The organism is Variovorax paradoxus (assembly GCA_016806145.1).
GTDB lineage: Bacteria > Pseudomonadota > Gammaproteobacteria > Burkholderiales > Burkholderiaceae_C > Variovorax.
This window is the reverse complement of sequence record CP063167.1, coordinates 1,155,805-1,173,710: the sequence shown is the minus strand read 5'-3', so window position 1 is coordinate 1,173,710 and position 17,906 is coordinate 1,155,805. Positions and strand designations below refer to the sequence as shown.

Sequence of the window (17,906 nt, the reverse complement as noted above, 5' to 3'; positions counted from 1 at the left end):
TTCCGCCGGCTCACCGAAGCGGAGAGAAAGGCGCGGGGATGTAGATCGAGGACTTGGCGCCGTCGAGCCATTGCAGCGAACCGCGCGGCGGCCACAGCCCTTTCTGGAAGGCATCGGCACGCACGGCCTGACGCTGGTCCAGGGTTTCGAACGGCCAGATATGGACGATGCGCGGGGGTCCCGACAGCGACTGCAGGGCCGCGACCAGCGGCGACAGGGTGACACGCCCGGGCGCGGCTTCCTGCCATGCAGCGATCGTCTGCGGCAGGGCCTGCGGCGCATCCCTCAGCGCATAGGTTCGGATCTCATAGAAGCCACCGAGCTTGCCGCCCGCATGCACCGGCAGCCCAGGAAAGCTGACGAAGAGACCTTGGTCCAGCCCGACGAGGCTGTCGATGGCGCCGGCATGGGGCGCCAGTTCGGCCTCCCCGAACGCTTGCTCATCGAGGGCCTCGGCGGAGGGAAAGCTTCGCAGCACCACGATCTCGTTGAGGGAACCGATCTCCGAGATCCAGCAGCCCAGCAGCGCTGGCGCCCGCGGGCCGACGAGCGACTTATGGATCCCTTCGAGCACGGCGGCGACGCCGCCTGGAATGCATTGAAGCGTGGTGAGGTTGAAAACGGTTCGATCCTGGGCCATGGGTCTGGAAGGGTTGGAAGTCTTGGAAACTGCGATCACGGCGTCAGCGCCAGCGCAGCAGGTAGTTCTCGCAACGCTGGAGCACGCTGTTGCTGACGAGACCGATCAGCCCGAGCACCACGATCCCGGCGAAGAGGTCGGCCGACTGGAAGGCTCGGCCGGCCAGCAGGATGGCGGTACCCAGACCGGGCTGGCCGGTCAGCATTTCCCCCACGATGGAAAGGATCAGGGCCACCGTCATCGAGAGCTTCATGCCCGACACGATGTCGGGCACCGCATTCGGCAGGCCCACCTTCATGACGAAGGACAGTTTTCCGAGGCCCAGGACATGCGCGACCTCCTTGAGCCTTGGCTCCACGGTCGCGAAGCCATGGACCGTCGCGAGCAGCGTGGGCCACAGCGAGCCGAAAGCCACCACACCGATGACCATGGCTGGCGTCAGGCCGAAGAAAACGATGGCAACCGGCACCACCGCCGAAGCCGGCAGTGGCCGGATGAACTCGAGCAACGGTCCAACGTACACACGGCCCTGCGACCAGACCCCCAAGGTGGCGCCCAAAATGATCGCGATCAGGCTGGCCAGCAGCCAGCCCCACAGCATGCGCAGGGTCGTCTGCATCGTCTGGTCCGCGAGTTCCCCCTCACGAACCCCCCAGACCAGCGCCTCGGCGGCGGCCCTTGGGGTTGGCAGATAGATCTTGCCCACCAGCCCGGTCACGGTGACCGCGTGCCACAGCAATCCAAGCAGGAACAACCCTGCGATCGCATGGAGCGAACGGGAAGCAACGCTCATGACGGCAACCCCTCTTGTGGACTGCTCAAGCCGAGGCCTGCCATCAGGCGCCCTTGCGTCTTCACGAGAATGAGGTTCAGCGCCCAGCCAAGCACACCCACCCAGAGCAGATAGCCGAACATTTCCGCAGGCTTGAGCGCGACCTGCGCGGTGACCAGTCCATAGCCCAGCCCATACGGATTGGCCACGATCTCCACCGTCACCGCGACCACCAGTGCGATACCGATCGCCAACCGCAGCGCCACGATCAGCCGCGGCGCCACCGAGGGCAGAACGATCTTGAGCACGCGCGCCATGTAGCCCAGCTGCAGCACGTCCGCGACTTCGATCAGCCGTCGATCGACACTTGCGACGGCGCCCTGGACAAGGATCAAGATCGGCCAGAAGGTGGCAAATCCGACGACGGCGCTTTCCATGTGGATGCCGAAACCGAAGGCCATCATCGCCAGCGGAATGAGCGCCACCGACGGCATGGGTCGCAGCAGCTCGATGGGCGCATCCAGCAAGCGCGCAACCCTTGGCGACAGCCCCAGCACCAGTCCTCCTGCAAGACCGAGGACCGCGCCGTAGACCAGGCCCATGCCCGCGCTGGCCAAGGTCTGGGCCGTCTTGTCGAGCAGAATTCCGCTTGAGAACATTCCCCACAGCGCCCGCAGCACCGTGCTGGGCGGGACCACGTTGTCGCTCAGCGAGCCGGATACGTTGGCCGCGATCTCCCAGATGCCGAGCAGGCAGACGGGCACGATCAGTCCCTTGCCGGCATTCATGCGGCCTCCTTGTGCATGAGACCGTGGAGTTCCCGCCGCAAACGAACAAACTGGGCGTCCTCACGCGTCGTCAACTGATCGCGTGGCGCCGGCAACGCGACGTCGATGACGCGATCGACGCGTCCAGGGTTCGCGTCGAGCGCAATCACTTGGTCGCCCAGGTAGATCGCCTCTTCCAGGTCATGGGTCACGAACAGCACCGTCATATCTCGGCTCGCGGCGATGGACAGGATCTCGTCCTGAAGGGACTGACGCGTCATGGCATCCAGTGCGCCGAAAGGCTCGTCCATCAGCAGCAGACGAGGCTCCTGCGCCAAGCAACGCGCGATCTGCAGGCGCTGCTGCATGCCACCCGACATCTGGCCGGGGTACTTGCGGGCATGGTCCCGAAGACCTACGGTCTTCAGAAGCTCGTGAATGCGATCGGCGCGCTCCGGGCGGGGAATGCCCGCGGCCTCCAACGCCAGGGAAACGTTACCGGCCACGCTGCGCCATGGCAGCAGCGCGCGGCCGTAGTCCTGGAACACCACCGCCATGTCGCGCCGTGGCCTGCCAAGCGCCTGATCCGCGAAATGAACACTTCCGCTCGAGGGCGTGACGAGCCCGGCGGCGACTCGCAGGACCGTCGTCTTGCCGCAGCCGGATGGACCGATGATGCAGGCGAACCCGCCGGCAGGAATCGTGAACGACACGCCGCTGAAGACCGGGCGTCCCGCATAGGACACCGAGACGTCCCGGAAGGTCAGTCCGGAAGATCGTTGGGGGATGCAGTCACTGCGCATACAGCCGTCCCACCTCCGGGTTGGTGCGCAACATGCCTTGCTCGCGCATCATGGCGATCGTGGCGGCCAGCGTTGCGGGGTCACGCGCCGTCACCAGCTGGGGCATGGGAATCTTCGCGGCCACGTCCGGGGGCAGGCCCGTGAACCTGGCGATCTGAACCTTGGTCTGATCCGGATTCGCTTCGGCGAAGGCAATGCCCTTCTTCAAGGCCTCCCGGAACCTCGCAATGACATCGGGATTCGCTTTCGCATAGTCTCGGGTGGAGACGTAGTAGAAGATCGGCATTGGCTGCTCGAAGTTGGACACCATGGAAGTGACCACGTAGCCGGTATTGCTCTCCAGCATGCGTCCCAGCATGGGCTCGGCGGTGATGACCGCATCCACGCTGCCTCCGCGGATCAGGTCCGGGTGCTGCGGAAACCCGCTCTCCACGAAGGTCACCCGCTTGGCGTCGACGCCATTGAGCGCGAGCCACTTGCGAAACCACACATGGAGGATGGCGCCAACGCCAGGCACGCCCACCTTCTTGCCCACGAAATCCTGCGGCTTCTGGATTCCGGAGCCGTTGCGAGCGAAGGCCGCGAAGTTCTTGCTGGTCTTGGCGCCCACGCTGCCTTCGGCAATGACAACAAGATCCAGGCCGCCATCCACCGCCTGCAGGAAAGTCGTGGACGTGATCGTTGCGACCTGTACCGCACCCGACTGGAGCGCCGGCGGCATCGAGGGATTCAGCGGAATGAGCTTGAGCTCCACGGGCAGTCCAGCGTCCTTGAAGTAACCCTCTGAGGAAGCCATGAACGCCCCAGCGATCTCCGCCGTTGCGACATGGCCCAGCACGAGCGGTTTGGGCTGAGCCAGTGCCGGACCTGCCATCAGCGAGGCGGTCAATGCCAGCGCGATCACTTTTGCAAAGATCTTGAATGTCATGGGTGTCTCCTGTTTTTTGAGGGGGCGAGCGTGTAAACCGGATGCGGCAGTCAGAGAAGGTCGGGGTTGGGCAGCAGGATCACCTTTCCTGCACGGCCGGTACGCGCCGCGTGTGCGACGGCGGTCTTGACGTCGTCCATGGGATAAATCGCCTCCACCCGGACGTCGATCACCCCCTGCTCGATCAGCTTCGCAATCACGTCGTACACGGCGTTGCGCTCTTCGACAGACGCGTTCTCGAACCAGTGCGTGAACCAGTAGCCGCGAAGCGCGATGTTGCGGAACACGAGGTCCGATGCGTCGACACGGCAGGATGCGGAAGACAGCAGGCCGTAGGTCACGACAGTCCCGCCGTCCACCAGACAGCGGCCCAGGGCGGCAGTACCCTCACCCGCGACTGCATCGAATGCCAGTCGAATCGGTGCACCACCCACGGCAGCCTGAATGCGTTCAGTCAGATCGGGCCCATCCGCAACCACGGCATCGGCGCCGCTGGCCATCACGGCTTCGATCTGGCTCTCGCTGCGCACGATGCTCACCGTACGCACGCGCATGTGCTTGGCCAGCTTGATGACGTTGTGCGCCACGGCCGAGTTGCCGGCGTTCTGCAGAACCCATTCACCCGGCTCGAGTGCGACGAAGCCCTTGAGCATGTGCCATGCAGTTGCCGGATTCACCGCCATCATGGCGAGTTGGTGGATGTCGGCGGTCTTCGGCAGCGGCCGAAGCCCTGCCGCGGGCGCTGTGACCTGCTGGCACCAGTTGCCGCGGCCCGCGAACAGCGCCAGCACCCGGTCACCGATCCGAAGATGCCGGACATCCTTGCCGAGCTTGCGGACCTGTCCCACCGCCTCGCCGCCAGCCAGGCAAGGCAACGGCGGCGGACGCGCGCCGAACCGGCCCTGGAAGTTAAGAAGGTCGGAAGGATTGATCGGGGCGGCCAGGATGTCGAGAACCACCTCATTCGCACCGGGTTCATCTGGTTCTGGCACGTCGACCAGCGCCACGAGGTCGGGATCCGAGCCGAATCCCAGGATATGTACAGCTTTCATCCGCCGCTCCATCGTGTTCAGGCTTAGGGCCGCCGCGCGCATCAGCGGGCGACGTTCACGATGGTCTTGCCCAGGTTGGCACCCTTGAGCATCCCGATGAAAGCGGCCGGTGCGTTTTCCAGACCGTCTACGGCATGCTCGGCGTAGCGCAGCTTTCCTTCCTTGAGCCAGGCGGAGAGGCGCGCCAGCGCCTCGGCATTGCGAGGGGCCCAGTCACCCACGATGAAACCCTCCATGCGGGCGCGGCTGGTGAGAAAGTAGCGCATGCTGCGCGGCCCCATGTCGGGCTCGGTGAGGTTCGATTGGGAGATCTGGCCGATCACCACCACGCGCGCTTTGAAAGACAGGTGATTGAAGACGGCTTGCGAGATCGCGCCGCCCACGCCATCCAGATAGACGTTCACGCCATTCGGGCAAACGGCAGTGAGCGCGGCTTGAAGATCGCCCACGGTCTTGTAGTTGATGGCGTGATCGAAGCCCAGTTCGTTCACGCAGTAGGCGAGCTTGTCGTCGTCGCCTGCAATGCCGACGACGGTGCATCCGGCGAGCTTCGCGATCTGGCCAGCGATCTGGCCCACCGCGCCCGCCGCACCGGAGATCACCACCACGTCGCCAGGAACAGGTTGAGCGACGTGAAGCAGCGAGAAGTAGGCGGTCAGACCCGGCATGCCAAGCACACCGAGCGCGGTCGATGGCGGAGCCAGCTCGGGGTCGATCTTGCGCAATTGAGAGGCGGCAATCGCTGCGAACTCCTGCCAGCCACCAGGTCCCTCGACGATGTCGCCGGGCGCGAATCCCGGCGCATGGCTTTCGACAACCCGGCCCACCGTGCCGCCTACCACGACCTCACCGATGGCCACAGGGGCCGCGTAGTTCTTGGCGTCGCTGATACGACCGCGCATGTAGGGATCCAGTGAGAGAACCAGCGTCTGGACCAGCACTTGCCCGGCGGACGCGATGGGCACGTCTGTGCTCGTGAGCTCAAAGTTCTCCGGTGCCGGCATGCCAGTGGGGCGGCTCTTGAGGGTGATCTGGCGGTTTCGCGGATGTGACATGGGTTGATGCGGCTGTTCGTACAAAAAGGTTCGGCTGACCCGCTATCCGAGAAGAAGATCAGGAGCCGACACTTTCGATACTATACGGCTAGTATCGAAACTAGCGCAGGGATTACCCTTGGCTGTCCAGGCAAGCTTGCAGCAAGATTGACTGTTCTACTGGAAAGTGAGGGAGCGTTCGCTGTGGCGGCGTTCGCAGCCACCGATGGCAGTCATCTGCCGAGCCGCGAAGAGATTTCTCGGAAAGGCTCAGACCGATGAGAAAAATTGGAAAAAAAGATCAAATCGCTTGTGCCGACACCGATGGTGTGCAGTGAGCTCAAGTCTTCTCGCGCAAACTGGATGCTCAACCGAACGTAAGTTCGACCACTTTCAAGTGCTGCACCACCAACGGTACCGTTGAACGTGCGGGCTTCCCCGCTCAGTCCCTGCCCGCACCCGTTTCGCGTGCGCCCTGGTCGGGGGATGGAAGACTCCACAGGCCAGTCACCACGTGAGAATAGGCTTCGCAACTTGTCTCGCCTGCATGGCGAGTCGTCCTTGACATCGCCAGTCCATCAAGTGCCGAAGGACAAAAGATTGAGATTTCAATGGGGGTGAGCGCCTCACCCGGGCGCCGTGGACCAAAAGTCCGCCAGCGTGCGGTTGAACAGTTCAGGATCCTCGAGATTGGCCAGGTGGCCGGCCCTATCCAATTCCACCACGCTGGCATGAGGGACTGCGTTCTTGAGCATCTGCAGCGCGGCCGGCGTGACTCGCCGATCGAGCCTGCCGCTGAGCACCAGCGTTCGCACGCCTGACGCGCGCGACAAGGCAGGCCTCGCGTCGTCGTTCAGGATGCTCTGAAGCGTTTGCAGATAGTCATCCATCTTCATGGTGGCGATGAGAGCAACCATCTCTGATTTCACCGCAGGCTCCATAGACGCGCAGGCCGTGCCGTCCATGTACATCTGAGCGAATGCGGCTATACCTCTGTCGCGCAGGAACTCACGTGTGGACTCGATGCGGGCTTGAGCCTCCGGGCCAGCCAAAGTGCAGTAGCTGCATGCCAGCACCATGCTGCGGCAAGCGCCGTCCAGGCGGGCGGCCAATTCAGCGGCCATCAGTCCCCCCATCGACAGGCCGACCAGATGGGCCCGCCGAACACCCAATACGTTCATGACCGCCGCAGCGTCGTCCACGCAATTTCCGATCGAAAAGCCGCCCCGATTGCTGGAGCGCCCGTGGCCTCTGCAATCCATGGCCACCAGGTGGTAACGGTCTCGCAGGGCATCGAACTGTGACGCCCACATGGCGGACGAAAGACCCAGGCTGTGGAAGAAGACGACGCTGGGCAGCTCAGGCGTGCCTTCCACGCGCACATGCAGCCGCTCACCGTTGAGGTCGAAGTCGTGCAGGGTCATGATCGGACGCCCAGATCAGTGGGCGGCACCGGCACGAATCGCAGGCATGGCGCCGGCGAGCATGCTGGCCGCCATCTCAGCGCACATGTCGAAATCCGCGGCCTGCGCTGCACGCAAGTAGCGCTTGACGGTGGCCAACGCCACCGGGTGGCGAGCACCAAGCAGAGCGACGATCTCATCAACACGTCCTGGCAAAGCGGCATGCTCCACGACTTCGCCGACGATGCCGCCGCGTACCGCTTCGTCGGCGCTCAATGTCGCCAAGCCCAGCACCATGCTGGCGGCGACCTTGGGCTGCACCTTGCGCGCCAGCGCAGACAGCGCCAGTGTCGGCGGCAAGTCCTTGCTCATCTCGGGCAGACTGAAACGCGCGGTGCGCGATGCCACAGCGATGTCGCAGGCAGCAACCAGCGCGCAGCCTAAGCCGTGCGCATCGCCCTGCACCTGTGCCACAGACACGATGTCCAGCGTATGCAATGCACGGTAGAGAGCAAGGATCGGTCCGACCAGACGCACACGCAAGTCTTCGGAGGTCGCCTGTCCCGCAGCGGGTGCGCCGCCCTCGGGCGCTCGGCCCACGCAGAACTGATCGCCCTCCGCACAAATACGCAGCACGCGGACCTCTGGTCTTGATCCGGCCTGGGCGATGGCATCCCGCGCCTCCCGTATGTCCGGCAAGGTCAAGGCATTGCCAGTCGCGGCCCGCGACAGCGTAAGGCGGGCCTCGGCACCGTGGTACTCAAGGCGGATGGCGGAATGGGTCATTCAGGGTCTCCTGGTTTCCGAAAGCACGAGATCGGCGCCCTTCTCAGCGATCATGAGCGTAGCGGCGTTGGTGTTGCCAGCGATGATGCGCGGCATGATGGATGCGTCGATCACACGCAGGCGAGACGCACCGCGCACGCGCAGATCGAGGTCGACCACGCTGCGCTCGTCTGCGCCCATGCGGCAGGCGCCTACGGGATGGTGCACGGAGTCGCCCTTTAGGCGACAGAATGCCAGCAGGTCTTCGTCGCTTTGCAACTGCGCACCAGGCGCCAGCTCGAATGTTCCGTAGTCCTGCCAGACTGGTTGCTCGAAGAACTTCCTCACCCAGCGCAAGCCGTTGAGCATCAACGCGCGGTCGTACTCGTGGTTCATGTAGTGACCCACGATCGCCGGATGCTGATCCGCGTCTGCGCTCCTGATGTGAATGCTGCCGCGCGAGCGCGGAGCCAGCGCGCACATGATGGCGGTGACGCCTGGCACTTTCGAAAGCCGCCTGGGGTGCTTGGATGGATCGAGCGAGCCGGGTGCAAACAACATCTGCAAGTCAGGGCGGTCCACCGCGTCCGATGATCGAAAAAATCCACCGGCAGGCGCAGCGTTGCTCGCCAACAGACCATTGCGGCGTGTGTAGTAGCGAAGCACCTGGCTTGCAAGGCCCAAACCCGATGCATAGCGATTCAGCGTATCGAGGTTCCTGACGCCCACCACTACGGGCGCCTGGTAGTGGTCCTGCACGTTCTCGCCCACAGAGGGACGGTGCACATGGACGTCGATCCCCAAGGCCTGTAAGCGCGCCCCATCCCCCACTCCCGACAGTTCGAGGATCTGGGTACTGCCTACCGTTCCGGCCGAAAGAATGACCTCGCGACGCGCACGGGCAGTGCACACGCGGCCGTCGGCTGCGCGGAACGTGAGTCCGCTCGCCACATTGCCATGCCACGCAATACGCTGAACGACCACGCCGGTAAGCAGGGTGAGCTTGGATCGCTGGCGCGCGCGCTTGAGGTAGGTACGTGCCGCGCTCATACGCCGTCCGCCCTCCACCGGTTGGTGGTAGTAGCCAGCCCCCTCCTGGCTTGGTCCGTCGAAGTCGTCGCTAGGCGGAATACCCGCTTGCACCATCGACCGAATGAATACATCGCAAGCGGGATGGCTTGGCGCGCGCGTTACGGGCACTGGCCCCTCGTCGCCATGCAACTCGCTCGGCCCACGCACATGGCGCTCGCTGCGTTTGAAATAAGGCAGCACGCTCTGCCAGTCCCACCCCGTGCAGCCGGCTTCGGCCCAGCCGTCGTAGTCCGCGGAATGTCCCCGCACGTGAACCATGGCGTTGATGCTGCTCGATCCGCCGAGCACGCGCCCCCGCATATAGGTGATCTGCCGTCCCGCGAGGCCCGGCTCAGGGTCCGTGCGGTAGTCCCAGATCACGCGAGGATCGAAGGCGACATAGTTAAAACCCGCAGGAACGTGTAGCAACTCCATCGAGTCTTTCGGTCCCGCTTCAAGCAGGAGCACGCTGTGGCGGCCGTCTTCGGTCAGACGGTCGGCTAACACGCAACCGGCCGTCCCGGCCCCTGCAACGATGTAGTCGAATTCCAGTTCGCTCCCGGTCATCGGCGGCCCCTCAGATGACTGCAGTGGATTCATGCAACCAGTCATTCACCACTGTTTCGGTGTGCTCACCGAGTGCAGGGGGGAACGTGGGCGTGGCTTCGCTGGCACCCACGAATTTCAGCGGATTCCCAGCCACGCTTGCCTGAAGCTTGCCGCGCGGGCTGTGATCGGGAGTCTGAAGGTTCAGCACCATGCCACGCGCCTGCGCCTGATCACTGAGCAGCGCCCGATCCAGCGAATTCACAACGCCAGCCGGAATGCCGTCTGCGATGAGCAGCGGCATCCATTCGGCCGCAGTGCGCGCAAGAAAGGCCTTCTCCAGAAGCGGCCAGAGAGCATCCCTGTTTGAAAAGCGTGCGGCATTGGTCACGAAGCGCGGGTCGTGCACGAGCCTTTCCACGTTCAATACTTTGGCGAGAGATCGCCACATCTTCTCGGTGTTGGCCGTCACGACCACGCTCGCGCCGTCGCCTGCGATGAAGCTCCTGTACGTGGGAATGGAGTCATGGCCCGCACCCTGTCGTCCAGGAATCTGCCCGGAGTGCAGGAAGGCTGCCGCTTGATAGCTCAGCATCGCGAGCTGGCAGTCAAGCATAGCCACATCGACCCAGCGGCCCTTGCCGGTGAGGGTGCGCTCATGCAAGGCCGCCAGCAAGCCGATCACGGCGTAAAGGCCCGCCGACAGGTCGCCAAGCGGAATCCCGGCGCGAACAGGCTCGCCATCCGGCTGTCCCGTCATACTCATTCCGCCCGAGAGCGCCTGGACCACCATGTCATATGCGGGCCAGTCGCGCCAGGGTCCGTCTTGGCCGAAGCCGGAGATCGAGCACCAGATGAGCCCGGGCTTCTCGAGGACGAGGCCTTCGTAGTCCAAACCCAATCGCGGCAGCACGCCCGGGCGGAAATTCTCCACCACCACGTCAGCACGCATAGCGAGCGAGCGCACAAGCGCGACGCCTTCGGCCGTCTTCATGTCGGCGACGACGCTGCGCTTGTTACGGTTGACGCTCAAGTAGTAGCTGCTATCGCCATCTACGAAGTTCGGCGGGATGGTCCGCGAAAGTTCACCTGTCGGCGGCTCCACCTTGATCACGTCCGCGCCGAGGTCGGCGAGGATCATGGTTCCGTACGGACCTGACAGGAACTGCGTCAGGTCAAGGACACGCACACCTTTCAAGGGCTGCGCAGGCTTGGCATCGATCATGATTTTTCGTCTCTGGTCGTATCTTGGTAGGTGGATGCCGGCCTGGGCCAGATGCCCGGGTAGCCCAGCGTGCGCGACAGCTCGCCGGCGTAGTGCATTGCCAGGCCGGCAAGCCGCGCGCGGTCCTTTTTCTGGAAGCGGGTCTCGGGAACGGTGTAGCCGAGGGTTCCGACAATCTGTTCGCGGCCGTCGAAGACCGGAGAAAACGTGCCGACCGCTCCGGAGATGCGCTGGCCTCGGGTGTGCGAGTAACCCTGGTCGCGTATCTCGATCAGCATGCGCCGGATCGCCGGGTGATCGCGCCGGTTCAATGGGTCATCGTTCGCCAGCACGCGGTCGACCTTGTCGCTACCCAACCAGGCCAGCGCGGCCAGTCCAGACGAACCCGTCGAAAGCGCGTAGGGCACATTGAGCGGTACGCGGTAGTCGAGCATCTGGCCAGACTCCACGCCGGAGATGAAAACCAGCTTCAAGGCGCGCTGGTCGAGCATGGCCAGATAGCTGGACTCGCCCGCTTCCCGCGCGGCGCCATCGAGAAACGGCCGCGCAACGGCCTGGAGCGGCATGCGATGCGTCACCAACGATCCGAGCCGGAAGAATTCGAAGCCGGGCCGGAACGTGCGGGTGACGTCATCGCGCTCGACCATGCCCTCTTGCATCAGCAACTCGAGCAAGCGGTGCATCGTCGAGATTGGAAGATTGACCGTGTCAGCCAGCTCTTTCATGGTGGGCTCCTGGCGCGCTTGCGCCACCGCACGCAGGACGAGCACGGTGCGCGCGATCGTGCCGGTCTCACGTTCCGCGCCGCTACCCTGCTTCGCTGCCGACAGCGTGCCGGGGCGGGGAAGCGGTGTCATGCAGCGCTCCCTTCGCTGTAAGCCCCGGCGGCCAGCAGTTGCTCGAAGAGGTCCTGAGGAACTGTCGGCGAGTTTTTGAGCTCCAGACGGAATTCACCGAGGGCGTTCTCGATGGCGCTGATGATCGCCGCCGCAGCCGGAATAGTCCCACCTTCGCCTGCGCCCTTGACACCCAGTGGATTGAGGGGCGAAGGCGTTTCAAGGTGCACGGTGTCCACGCGTGGCACATCCGTCGCCATGGGCATCAGGTACTCGCCGAAGTTGGTGGTGACTGGCTGTGCGTTCTCGTCGTACTGCATCCACTCCAGCGTCGCGTTGCCGATACCATGGGCCACCGCCCCCTGCACCTGCCCATCAACGATAAGGGGATTGATGAGGTTGCCGCAGTCGTGCGCCATCACGTAGTTGATGATCCGCGTCTGGCCGGTGTGCTTGTCGACTTCGAGTTCCACCACCGCCGTACCGTTGCAGAAGGTGCTTTGCGCGGGCGAGAAATACTGAGTCTCCTCCAGCCCGCCTTTAAGCCCTTCTGGGAACGAGAATCCAGGCATGCCCTGCGCGATGCGCGCGAGTTCGCCGAAGCCCATGCTCCTGGCAGGATCGGCAACCAGATGCACGCGAGCCTCACCCAAAGCAAGCGAGGACACGTCGCACTGCATGATGAATGCTGCCAAGCTCAGCAAGCGTTCCCGCACCTTGCGAGCAGCCAAGTAGACAGAGTTTCCAGCGGTCACGGTGATGCGGCTTGCAAACGTGCCGACACCCATCGAAATGACGCCCGTGTCGGCGGTGATGACGTCCACCCGGTCCATTGGAAGGTTGAGCTCTTGCGCGCAGATCTGCATGAAGGTGGTGTGATGGCCCTGTCCCTGCGGCGCGGCTCCGGTCAGCACGCTTACCCGGCCGTTCTGCTGAACGCGCACCGTAGCGCCCTCGAACGGCCCGAGACCTGTGCCTTCAACGTAGTTCGCCACTCCTATGCCGATGTAGCGACCCTCGGCGCGCGCCTGGCGCTGACGCTCGGGAAACCCCGCGTAGTTCGCCCGCGCCAGCGCGGCGGCTTGGGTAGCTGGATAGTCGCCACTGTCATAGCGCATGGGTTTGCCGTCGCGATAGATGAACCCTACGTCATAGGGCATCTGCTCAGGCTGGATGAAGTTGCGTTCGCGGATTTGGGCGCGGTCCATGCCGAGCCGTGCGGCGGCGCGATCCAGGATTCGCTCCATGGCGAACACGGCCTGGGGACGGGCCGCGCCCCTTACAGGCGACGTCCCGCCTTTGTTGGTGAGCACCACCTTGAGATCCACCGACATCGACGGAATGACATAGGGACCGGGAGTCGTGGTCACACCGATCCACGGCATGATGATGCCCCACGGCAGGTAGGCCCCGTTGTCATGCACCATCTCGAGCTTGGCACCGCGAATTCCGCCGTCTAAGTCGAGCGCGAGGGAGATCGTCCACCACTGGTCGCGTTCCTGCATCGCGGTGAGAAAGTGTTCGCGCCGGTCTTCGATCCACTTCACCGGCCGGCGCAGGTCCCGCGCGGCGATGCACACCAGGGCCTCTTCGGGATAGAACATCCCCTTTGGCCCAAACCCGCCGCCGACATCGTTCATGATGACGCGCAGCTTTTCGGGATCCCATTCCAACAGGTCCACGAGGACTCGCTTTTCCAGGTGGGGGGCCTGGCCCGACGACCACACCGTGAGCTGACCCGTGCTGGCGTGCGACTCTGCCATGTAGCCGCGTGCTTCCATAGGATGAGCGGAGCCGCGGTTTTGCCAAAAGGTGTCGGTGACCACCACCGGAGCATTTTCGAAAGCGGCGGCAGCATCGCCGTAGGCCATGGTCACGTGCGCTGCAATGTTATCGGGCGCGCCGGCATGGGCCAGCGCCGCACCGGGCTTGAGCGCGTCGATGGCGTTGGCCGAGACTGGAAGTTCTTCGTATTCCACCTCGATGAGCGCGCACGCGTCCTCGGCGAGGTAGCGGTTGTCCGCCACCACAAAAGCCACTGGATCACCGACGGTGAACACTTCCTCATGCGCGAGCAACCGCTGCGCGTGCATCTGGCGAATGGCCGGGTTGGGCACGAGGATCGGGATGCCTACACGAGCGGACTCCTGCAACTCGGCAAAGGTGTAGACCGCCACCACGCCGGCCATGGTCCTGGCCGCAGAAACGTCGATGCGCAACACCCGGGCGTGCGCGAAGGGGCTGCGCAACACTGCTGCGTGCAGCGTGCCGGGGATCTTGAGGTCGTCGACAAAACTGCCCTGGCCTTGCAGCAGCTTCCGATCTTCGGTGCGTTGCACGCGTTTGCCCACGTAGTCGTGGCCGGTGCCGATCTGTTTGGCGTCGGTGATGTCCATCGCAGCCTCCTTCAATTCACTTCTTGGTGGGCCGGCGTGGCCGCTGCGCGCAGGCGGCGCGCCGCCAACTGAGCCGCCTCGACGATCGGTTGGTAGCCCGTGCAGCGGCACAGGTTGCCGGTGAGCGCGTCGCGGATCTGTGCCTCGCTGGGATCCGCGTGGTCGGCGAGCAATTCGGTCAACGTGGCCAGCATGCCGGGCGTGCAGAAGCCGCACTGCAGCGCATGGCACTCATGAAAGGCCTGTTGCAGTACCGAGAGCGTTCCGTCGGGAGCAGAAAGCCCCTCCACGGTGGTGATTTCGTGGCCATCGACTTGCACGGCGAGCGTGAGGCACGATCGCGCGGTTCGCCCGTCGAGCAGCACGGTGCAGGCGCCACAGACGCCATGCTCGCAACCATAGTGCGTGCCGGTCATTCCACAGTCATGGCGTAGGAAATCACCGAGCGTTCGGCGTACTTCCACGCTACGCTCCATGGTCTTGCCGTTGATCTGGCAGCGAATGCTTTTTTCGTTCATGATGTTCCTTCATCTTCGGACGGTTGCATCCGCTCAAAGGCGGTGCGCAGGGCTCTGCTGCTCAGGACACCCGCGAGGTGGCGTCGGTACTCGGCGCTCACGTGCGCGTCGCCCACGGTGTCCTGCGCGCGTGCCGCCGCCGCTACCTCCCCTATCAGCGCTTCGTTGGCCTCGCGCCCCAGGGCACCGGCCTCTACTTCCGAGAGGCGTACGGGTCCGGCGGCAATGCCGCACAAAGCCACCGCCAATCGGGTGATACGTCGGTGGGCATCGCAGGAGGCGAGCACCGCCACGCCGACAATGGCGTAGTCGCCCTGACGGCGCGCGTACTCGGTAAAGGACCAGCCATGTCCACGTGGCCAAAGATCGATGTCGATGCGCGCGAGCACCTCGCCATCCTCAAGGTTGGGTGTCAGATAACCCAATGCCCAGTCGGCCATGGACACGCGCCGCTCGCCGCGCGGGCTGCGCAGCACGAGTTCCGCTCCTTGTGCGGCCAGGAAGCAGGGCTGTTCTGACGCTGGGTCGAGATGGCACAGGCTGCCACCCAGCGTGCCGCGGTTGCGAATCTGCGGATGGCTGACGAGCTCGTAGGCTTCGGGAATCAGAGGTGCAACGCGGCGCACCAGCTCTGATCGCTCGATGTCGCGCTGACGGGTCATCGAGCCGATTTGCAATCTGCCTTTCTGCAGATCGATGCCTTGCAGCTCGCTGACCGTGTTGAGATCGATGACATGGTCGGGCTGCACGAAGCGAAAGTTCATCATTGGCATCAGGGTCTGCCCCCCAGCCAGGAGTTTGGCGTTGTCCAGCGTCGAGGCCAGGTCCATGGCTTCGGCAATCGTGGTCGGCGCGTGGTAGGCGAATGCAGAGGGTTTCATCCGGAATCCTTGAGTGCTTGGTGGGTGGTGCAAGCGAGGGTTCAAGCCTCGAAGACGTGGATGCAACAAGCGCCATGGTCAAAGCCAGCCGTGCCCCCACCTGTGACGTGCGTGAGACCCAGTCGCGCACCCCGCACCTGCCGCGCGTCGCACCTGCCCTGCAGCTGCCGGACGATCTCCACGATCTGTGCGGTTCCGCTGGCACCTACTGGGTGCCCTTTGGACAACATCCCACCGCTGGGATTGACAACGTTGCGCCCTCCCAGCGATGTGACACCGCCGTGCAGCAAGCGCGGCGCTTCGCCTTGCGGGCAGAGCCCCAACGCTTCGTAGTACAGCAGCTCGGCAATGGTGAAGGCGTCATGGCATTCGAGCACGTCGATGTCCCGCGGATCCAGCGCAATCTCCTCGTAAAGCTCGCCTGCGCAGCGCAGCGTGATCTCTGGAATCGTCATATCGCGAAATCCGCTGAGGTAGCGTCCCGAAGCCAGATGCGAGCCACGCACCTTCACGGCCGGATGCAGGGCCGAGCGAGCGCCGTCGGCCGGCCCGATGACGACCGCGGCCGCGCCATCGCCAGTGGGACAGCACTGCATGAGGGTCAGGGGGTCGGCGATGGGGCGCGAGGCCAGCACTTCCTCGACTGTCGTGGGCGCACGGAACTGGGCATAAGGCGTGAGCGCGCCGTGTCGTCGGGACTTCACCGCCACCATCGCCAAGTCTCGGGCGCTGTGGCCATGGTCATGCAGGTAGCGCTGCGCGCGCATTGCGTACAACCCGGGCATCACCTGGCCATTCGCCACTTCGATGTCTTCTTCGTCCAGTGGCAGCGTGCCGCCACCGAGGCGCGTGAGTTTCTCGACGCCCACCACCATGGCATAGTCGATCTGACCGCTGCCGACTGCGATGAACGCCTCACGGAACGCCGTTGCGCCAGACGAGCATGCGTTCTCGTTGTTGACGATGGGTATGCCCGTGAGCCCTGTTTCGCGTGCCACGCGCTGGCCTGCCATCATGCCGGACAGGGCAGAGCCGCAGTACATGGCCTCGATGTCGCTGCGTACCAAGCCCGACTCTTTCAGCGCGTCGATGACGGCGGGACGGGCTAGGTGAGGTACCGAGACCGCACGATGCTTGCCGAATGGAATGATGCCGGTGCCCAGCACCGCCACATCACGAAGTTTGGCGTGGCTCATGCCGCGGCTCCTTCCAGGAAATAACGAAAGCCCTCTCCCGCAGCGACCACCTTCAGCACGACAGGCTGGTCCGCACGCCAGTCGGTGGTGGCATCGGCGAGCTTCGCGAGCAGACGCAACCCGTTGGGAAAGTCCGCATAACCGAGCGCGTAGGGCGTCTGCCAGTTGACCGGGGCAGCGTGTACACGCGTAAAGCTGTAAAGCGATGCCTTGCCCACCAGGGGCAGATCCCGCAGCGACTCATGAAGACAGAACGGGCAGATGGTGGAGGCCGGAAATGTGCATTTGCCGCAGGCCATGCATTGGCTGGCGCGCAACGCCAGACCGTGCTCCTGCGTCATTACTTCGGTGGCGGCCAGACGCGCCCCCTCGTTGGGGGCCAGAGGTTCGGAAGGGGGATTCATTGGTTGTCCGTCGATATCGGAGTGAAAAAAGCGGCGTCAGGAGCGGCGGCCTATAAGGCGCGCGAACCAGCCCTTGACGGACGCTGCCAGGGCCCGCCACATCAGGGACCCCGCATCCAGACTTGCGACGGCTGGTGGCGATGCAGCTGAGGGCAGGGCCAACGATCCGGCCTGCGCAGGACCGTGTGAGTCGGGTTCGGTCTTGGGTATCTCGCCAATGCTTTGCTGCAGATTGGCGGCGAACTGGTCCATCAATTGGCGCGACAAGGCCTCGATCATTCCGGCGCCGCGGCCGAACTGGGCCACCGCGCCCGAGAGATCAACCGAGGAAATGATCTCGGCGCGAGTGCCGGCACCCTCCGGCTGGAGACGCATGTTCACATCGGCTCTCGCGCCGCCACGTCCCTTGGTATCTGAACCCTGCGCTTTCACGACCACGCGGCTGGACGCCGCGTCGACATCATCGAGGTGAAACTTGCCCGCGAAGCTGAAGTTCATAGGTCCGAGCTTGACGCCGAAGCTGGCGCGCCAACTGCCGTCGTCGTTGCGCCCAAGCAGCTGCGCACCCGGGAAACAGGGGGCAGCTCGCTCAATGTCCGTCAGGATCGTCCAGGCAGTGGCGGGCGGTGCGGCGATCACGAAGGAGGACTGGATGGTCAATGCCATGTA

The 17,906-nt window shown here is 64.1% G+C and carries 18 protein-coding genes; all 18 read right to left on the bottom strand.

What is annotated here, in order from left to right:
• Positions 1–10: 10 nt before the first annotated feature.
• Positions 11–679 carry an NIPSNAP family protein gene (locus INQ48_36525; GenBank protein QRF62974.1) on the bottom strand — a complete coding sequence of 223 codons (669 nt, stop codon included), beginning with the start codon at positions 677–679 and terminating at the stop codon, positions 11–13.
• Positions 680–683: 4 nt separating this feature from the next.
• Complete coding sequence (locus INQ48_36520; protein ID QRF62973.1) at positions 684–1,433, bottom strand: ABC transporter permease; 750 nt, start codon at positions 1,431–1,433, stop codon at positions 684–686.
• A complete protein-coding gene (locus tag INQ48_36515) occupies positions 1,430–2,200 on the bottom strand; it encodes an ABC transporter permease subunit (GenBank protein QRF62972.1) in 771 nt (256 codons plus the stop codon). The genes INQ48_36520 and INQ48_36515 overlap by 4 nt, the downstream gene beginning before the upstream one ends.
• Positions 2,197–2,982, bottom strand: coding sequence for an ABC transporter ATP-binding protein (locus INQ48_36510; protein ID QRF62971.1), 786 nt, complete (start codon positions 2,980–2,982; stop codon positions 2,197–2,199). The genes INQ48_36515 and INQ48_36510 overlap by 4 nt, the downstream gene beginning before the upstream one ends.
• Positions 2,972–3,910, bottom strand: a complete 939-nt coding sequence (locus tag INQ48_36505) for an ABC transporter substrate-binding protein (protein QRF62970.1) — start codon at positions 3,908–3,910, stop codon at positions 2,972–2,974. Before INQ48_36505 ends, INQ48_36510 begins: the two co-directional genes overlap by 11 nt.
• A 50-nt stretch (positions 3,911–3,960) precedes the next feature.
• Positions 3,961–5,004: a zinc-dependent alcohol dehydrogenase family protein gene (locus tag INQ48_36500; GenBank protein ID QRF62969.1), complete on the bottom strand. Its 1,044-nt coding sequence runs from the start codon at positions 5,002–5,004 to the stop codon at positions 3,961–3,963.
• A complete protein-coding gene (locus tag INQ48_36495; GenBank protein ID QRF62968.1) occupies positions 5,004–6,017 on the bottom strand; it encodes an NADP-dependent oxidoreductase in 1,014 nt (337 codons plus the stop codon). The genes INQ48_36500 and INQ48_36495 overlap by 1 nt, the downstream gene beginning before the upstream one ends.
• A gap of 605 nt (positions 6,018–6,622) precedes the next feature.
• The gene (locus tag INQ48_36490) at positions 6,623–7,420 is read right to left on the bottom strand and encodes an alpha/beta fold hydrolase (GenBank protein ID QRF62967.1); all 798 of its coding nucleotides are present in this window, start codon (positions 7,418–7,420) and stop codon (positions 6,623–6,625) included.
• 15 nt (positions 7,421–7,435) lie between these two features.
• Positions 7,436–8,185, bottom strand: a complete 750-nt coding sequence (locus tag INQ48_36485; GenBank protein ID QRF62966.1) for an enoyl-CoA hydratase/isomerase family protein — start codon at positions 8,183–8,185, stop codon at positions 7,436–7,438.
• Positions 8,186–9,835, bottom strand: coding sequence for a GMC family oxidoreductase N-terminal domain-containing protein (locus tag INQ48_36480; protein QRF62965.1), 1,650 nt, complete (start codon positions 9,833–9,835; stop codon positions 8,186–8,188). It abuts the gene before it with no gap.
• A complete protein-coding gene (locus tag INQ48_36475) occupies positions 9,813–11,006 on the bottom strand; it encodes a CoA transferase (GenBank protein QRF62964.1) in 1,194 nt (397 codons plus the stop codon). Before INQ48_36475 ends, INQ48_36480 begins: the two co-directional genes overlap by 23 nt.
• Positions 11,003–11,863, bottom strand: coding sequence for an IclR family transcriptional regulator (locus INQ48_36470; protein QRF62963.1), 861 nt, complete (start codon positions 11,861–11,863; stop codon positions 11,003–11,005). The genes INQ48_36475 and INQ48_36470 overlap by 4 nt, the downstream gene beginning before the upstream one ends.
• Positions 11,860–14,238, bottom strand: coding sequence for a xanthine dehydrogenase family protein (locus tag INQ48_36465; protein QRF62962.1), 2,379 nt, complete (start codon positions 14,236–14,238; stop codon positions 11,860–11,862). Before INQ48_36465 ends, INQ48_36470 begins: the two co-directional genes overlap by 4 nt.
• Before the next feature lie 11 nt (positions 14,239–14,249).
• Positions 14,250–14,756 carry a (2Fe-2S)-binding protein gene (locus INQ48_36460; protein QRF62961.1) on the bottom strand — a complete coding sequence of 169 codons (507 nt, stop codon included), beginning with the start codon at positions 14,754–14,756 and terminating at the stop codon, positions 14,250–14,252.
• Positions 14,753–15,637, bottom strand: coding sequence for a xanthine dehydrogenase family protein subunit M (locus INQ48_36455; protein ID QRF62960.1), 885 nt, complete (start codon positions 15,635–15,637; stop codon positions 14,753–14,755). Before INQ48_36455 ends, INQ48_36460 begins: the two co-directional genes overlap by 4 nt.
• 41 nt (positions 15,638–15,678) lie before the next feature.
• Complete coding sequence (locus INQ48_36450) at positions 15,679–16,833, bottom strand: thiolase family protein (protein QRF62959.1); 1,155 nt, start codon at positions 16,831–16,833, stop codon at positions 15,679–15,681.
• The gene (locus INQ48_36445; protein QRF62958.1) at positions 16,830–17,237 is read right to left on the bottom strand and encodes an OB-fold domain-containing protein; all 408 of its coding nucleotides are present in this window, start codon (positions 17,235–17,237) and stop codon (positions 16,830–16,832) included. Before INQ48_36445 ends, INQ48_36450 begins: the two co-directional genes overlap by 4 nt.
• A gap of 36 nt (positions 17,238–17,273) precedes the next feature.
• Positions 17,274–17,903, bottom strand: a complete 630-nt coding sequence (locus INQ48_36440) for an SRPBCC family protein (GenBank protein QRF62957.1) — start codon at positions 17,901–17,903, stop codon at positions 17,274–17,276.
• Positions 17,904–17,906: the final 3 nt, after the last annotated feature.

What these genes read in the sequence shown, in the direction of transcription:
- INQ48_36520 (QRF62973.1), bottom strand. Translation starts at nt 1,433, where the DNA reads ATGAGCGTTGCTTCCCGTTCGCTCCATGCGATCGCAGGGTTGTTCCTG.
- INQ48_36515 (QRF62972.1), bottom strand. Translation starts at nt 2,200, where the DNA reads ATGAATGCCGGCAAGGGACTGATCGTGCCCGTCTGCCTGCTCGGCATC.
- INQ48_36510 (QRF62971.1), bottom strand. Translation starts at nt 2,982, where the DNA reads ATGCGCAGTGACTGCATCCCCCAACGATCTTCCGGACTGACCTTCCGG.
- INQ48_36505 (QRF62970.1), bottom strand. Translation starts at nt 3,910, where the DNA reads ATGACATTCAAGATCTTTGCAAAAGTGATCGCGCTGGCATTGACCGCC.
- INQ48_36500 (QRF62969.1), bottom strand. Translation starts at nt 5,004, where the DNA reads ATGCGCGCGGCGGCCCTAAGCCTGAACACGATGGAGCGGCGGATGAAA.
- INQ48_36495 (QRF62968.1), bottom strand. Translation starts at nt 6,017, where the DNA reads ATGTCACATCCGCGAAACCGCCAGATCACCCTCAAGAGCCGCCCCACT.
- INQ48_36490 (QRF62967.1), bottom strand. Translation starts at nt 7,420, where the DNA reads ATGACCCTGCACGACTTCGACCTCAACGGTGAGCGGCTGCATGTGCGC.
- INQ48_36485 (QRF62966.1), bottom strand. Translation starts at nt 8,185, where the DNA reads ATGACCCATTCCGCCATCCGCCTTGAGTACCACGGTGCCGAGGCCCGC.
- INQ48_36480 (QRF62965.1), bottom strand. Translation starts at nt 9,835, where the DNA reads ATGAATCCACTGCAGTCATCTGAGGGGCCGCCGATGACCGGGAGCGAA.
- INQ48_36475 (QRF62964.1), bottom strand. Translation starts at nt 11,006, where the DNA reads ATGATCGATGCCAAGCCTGCGCAGCCCTTGAAAGGTGTGCGTGTCCTT.
- INQ48_36470 (QRF62963.1), bottom strand. Translation starts at nt 11,863, where the DNA reads ATGACACCGCTTCCCCGCCCCGGCACGCTGTCGGCAGCGAAGCAGGGT.
- INQ48_36465 (QRF62962.1), bottom strand. Translation starts at nt 14,238, where the DNA reads ATGGACATCACCGACGCCAAACAGATCGGCACCGGCCACGACTACGTG.
- INQ48_36460 (QRF62961.1), bottom strand. Translation starts at nt 14,756, where the DNA reads ATGAACGAAAAAAGCATTCGCTGCCAGATCAACGGCAAGACCATGGAG.
- INQ48_36455 (QRF62960.1), bottom strand. Translation starts at nt 15,637, where the DNA reads ATGAAACCCTCTGCATTCGCCTACCACGCGCCGACCACGATTGCCGAA.
- INQ48_36450 (QRF62959.1), bottom strand. Translation starts at nt 16,833, where the DNA reads ATGAGCCACGCCAAACTTCGTGATGTGGCGGTGCTGGGCACCGGCATC.
- INQ48_36445 (QRF62958.1), bottom strand. Translation starts at nt 17,237, where the DNA reads ATGAATCCCCCTTCCGAACCTCTGGCCCCCAACGAGGGGGCGCGTCTG.
- INQ48_36440 (QRF62957.1), bottom strand. Translation starts at nt 17,903, where the DNA reads ATGGCATTGACCATCCAGTCCTCCTTCGTGATCGCCGCACCGCCCGCC.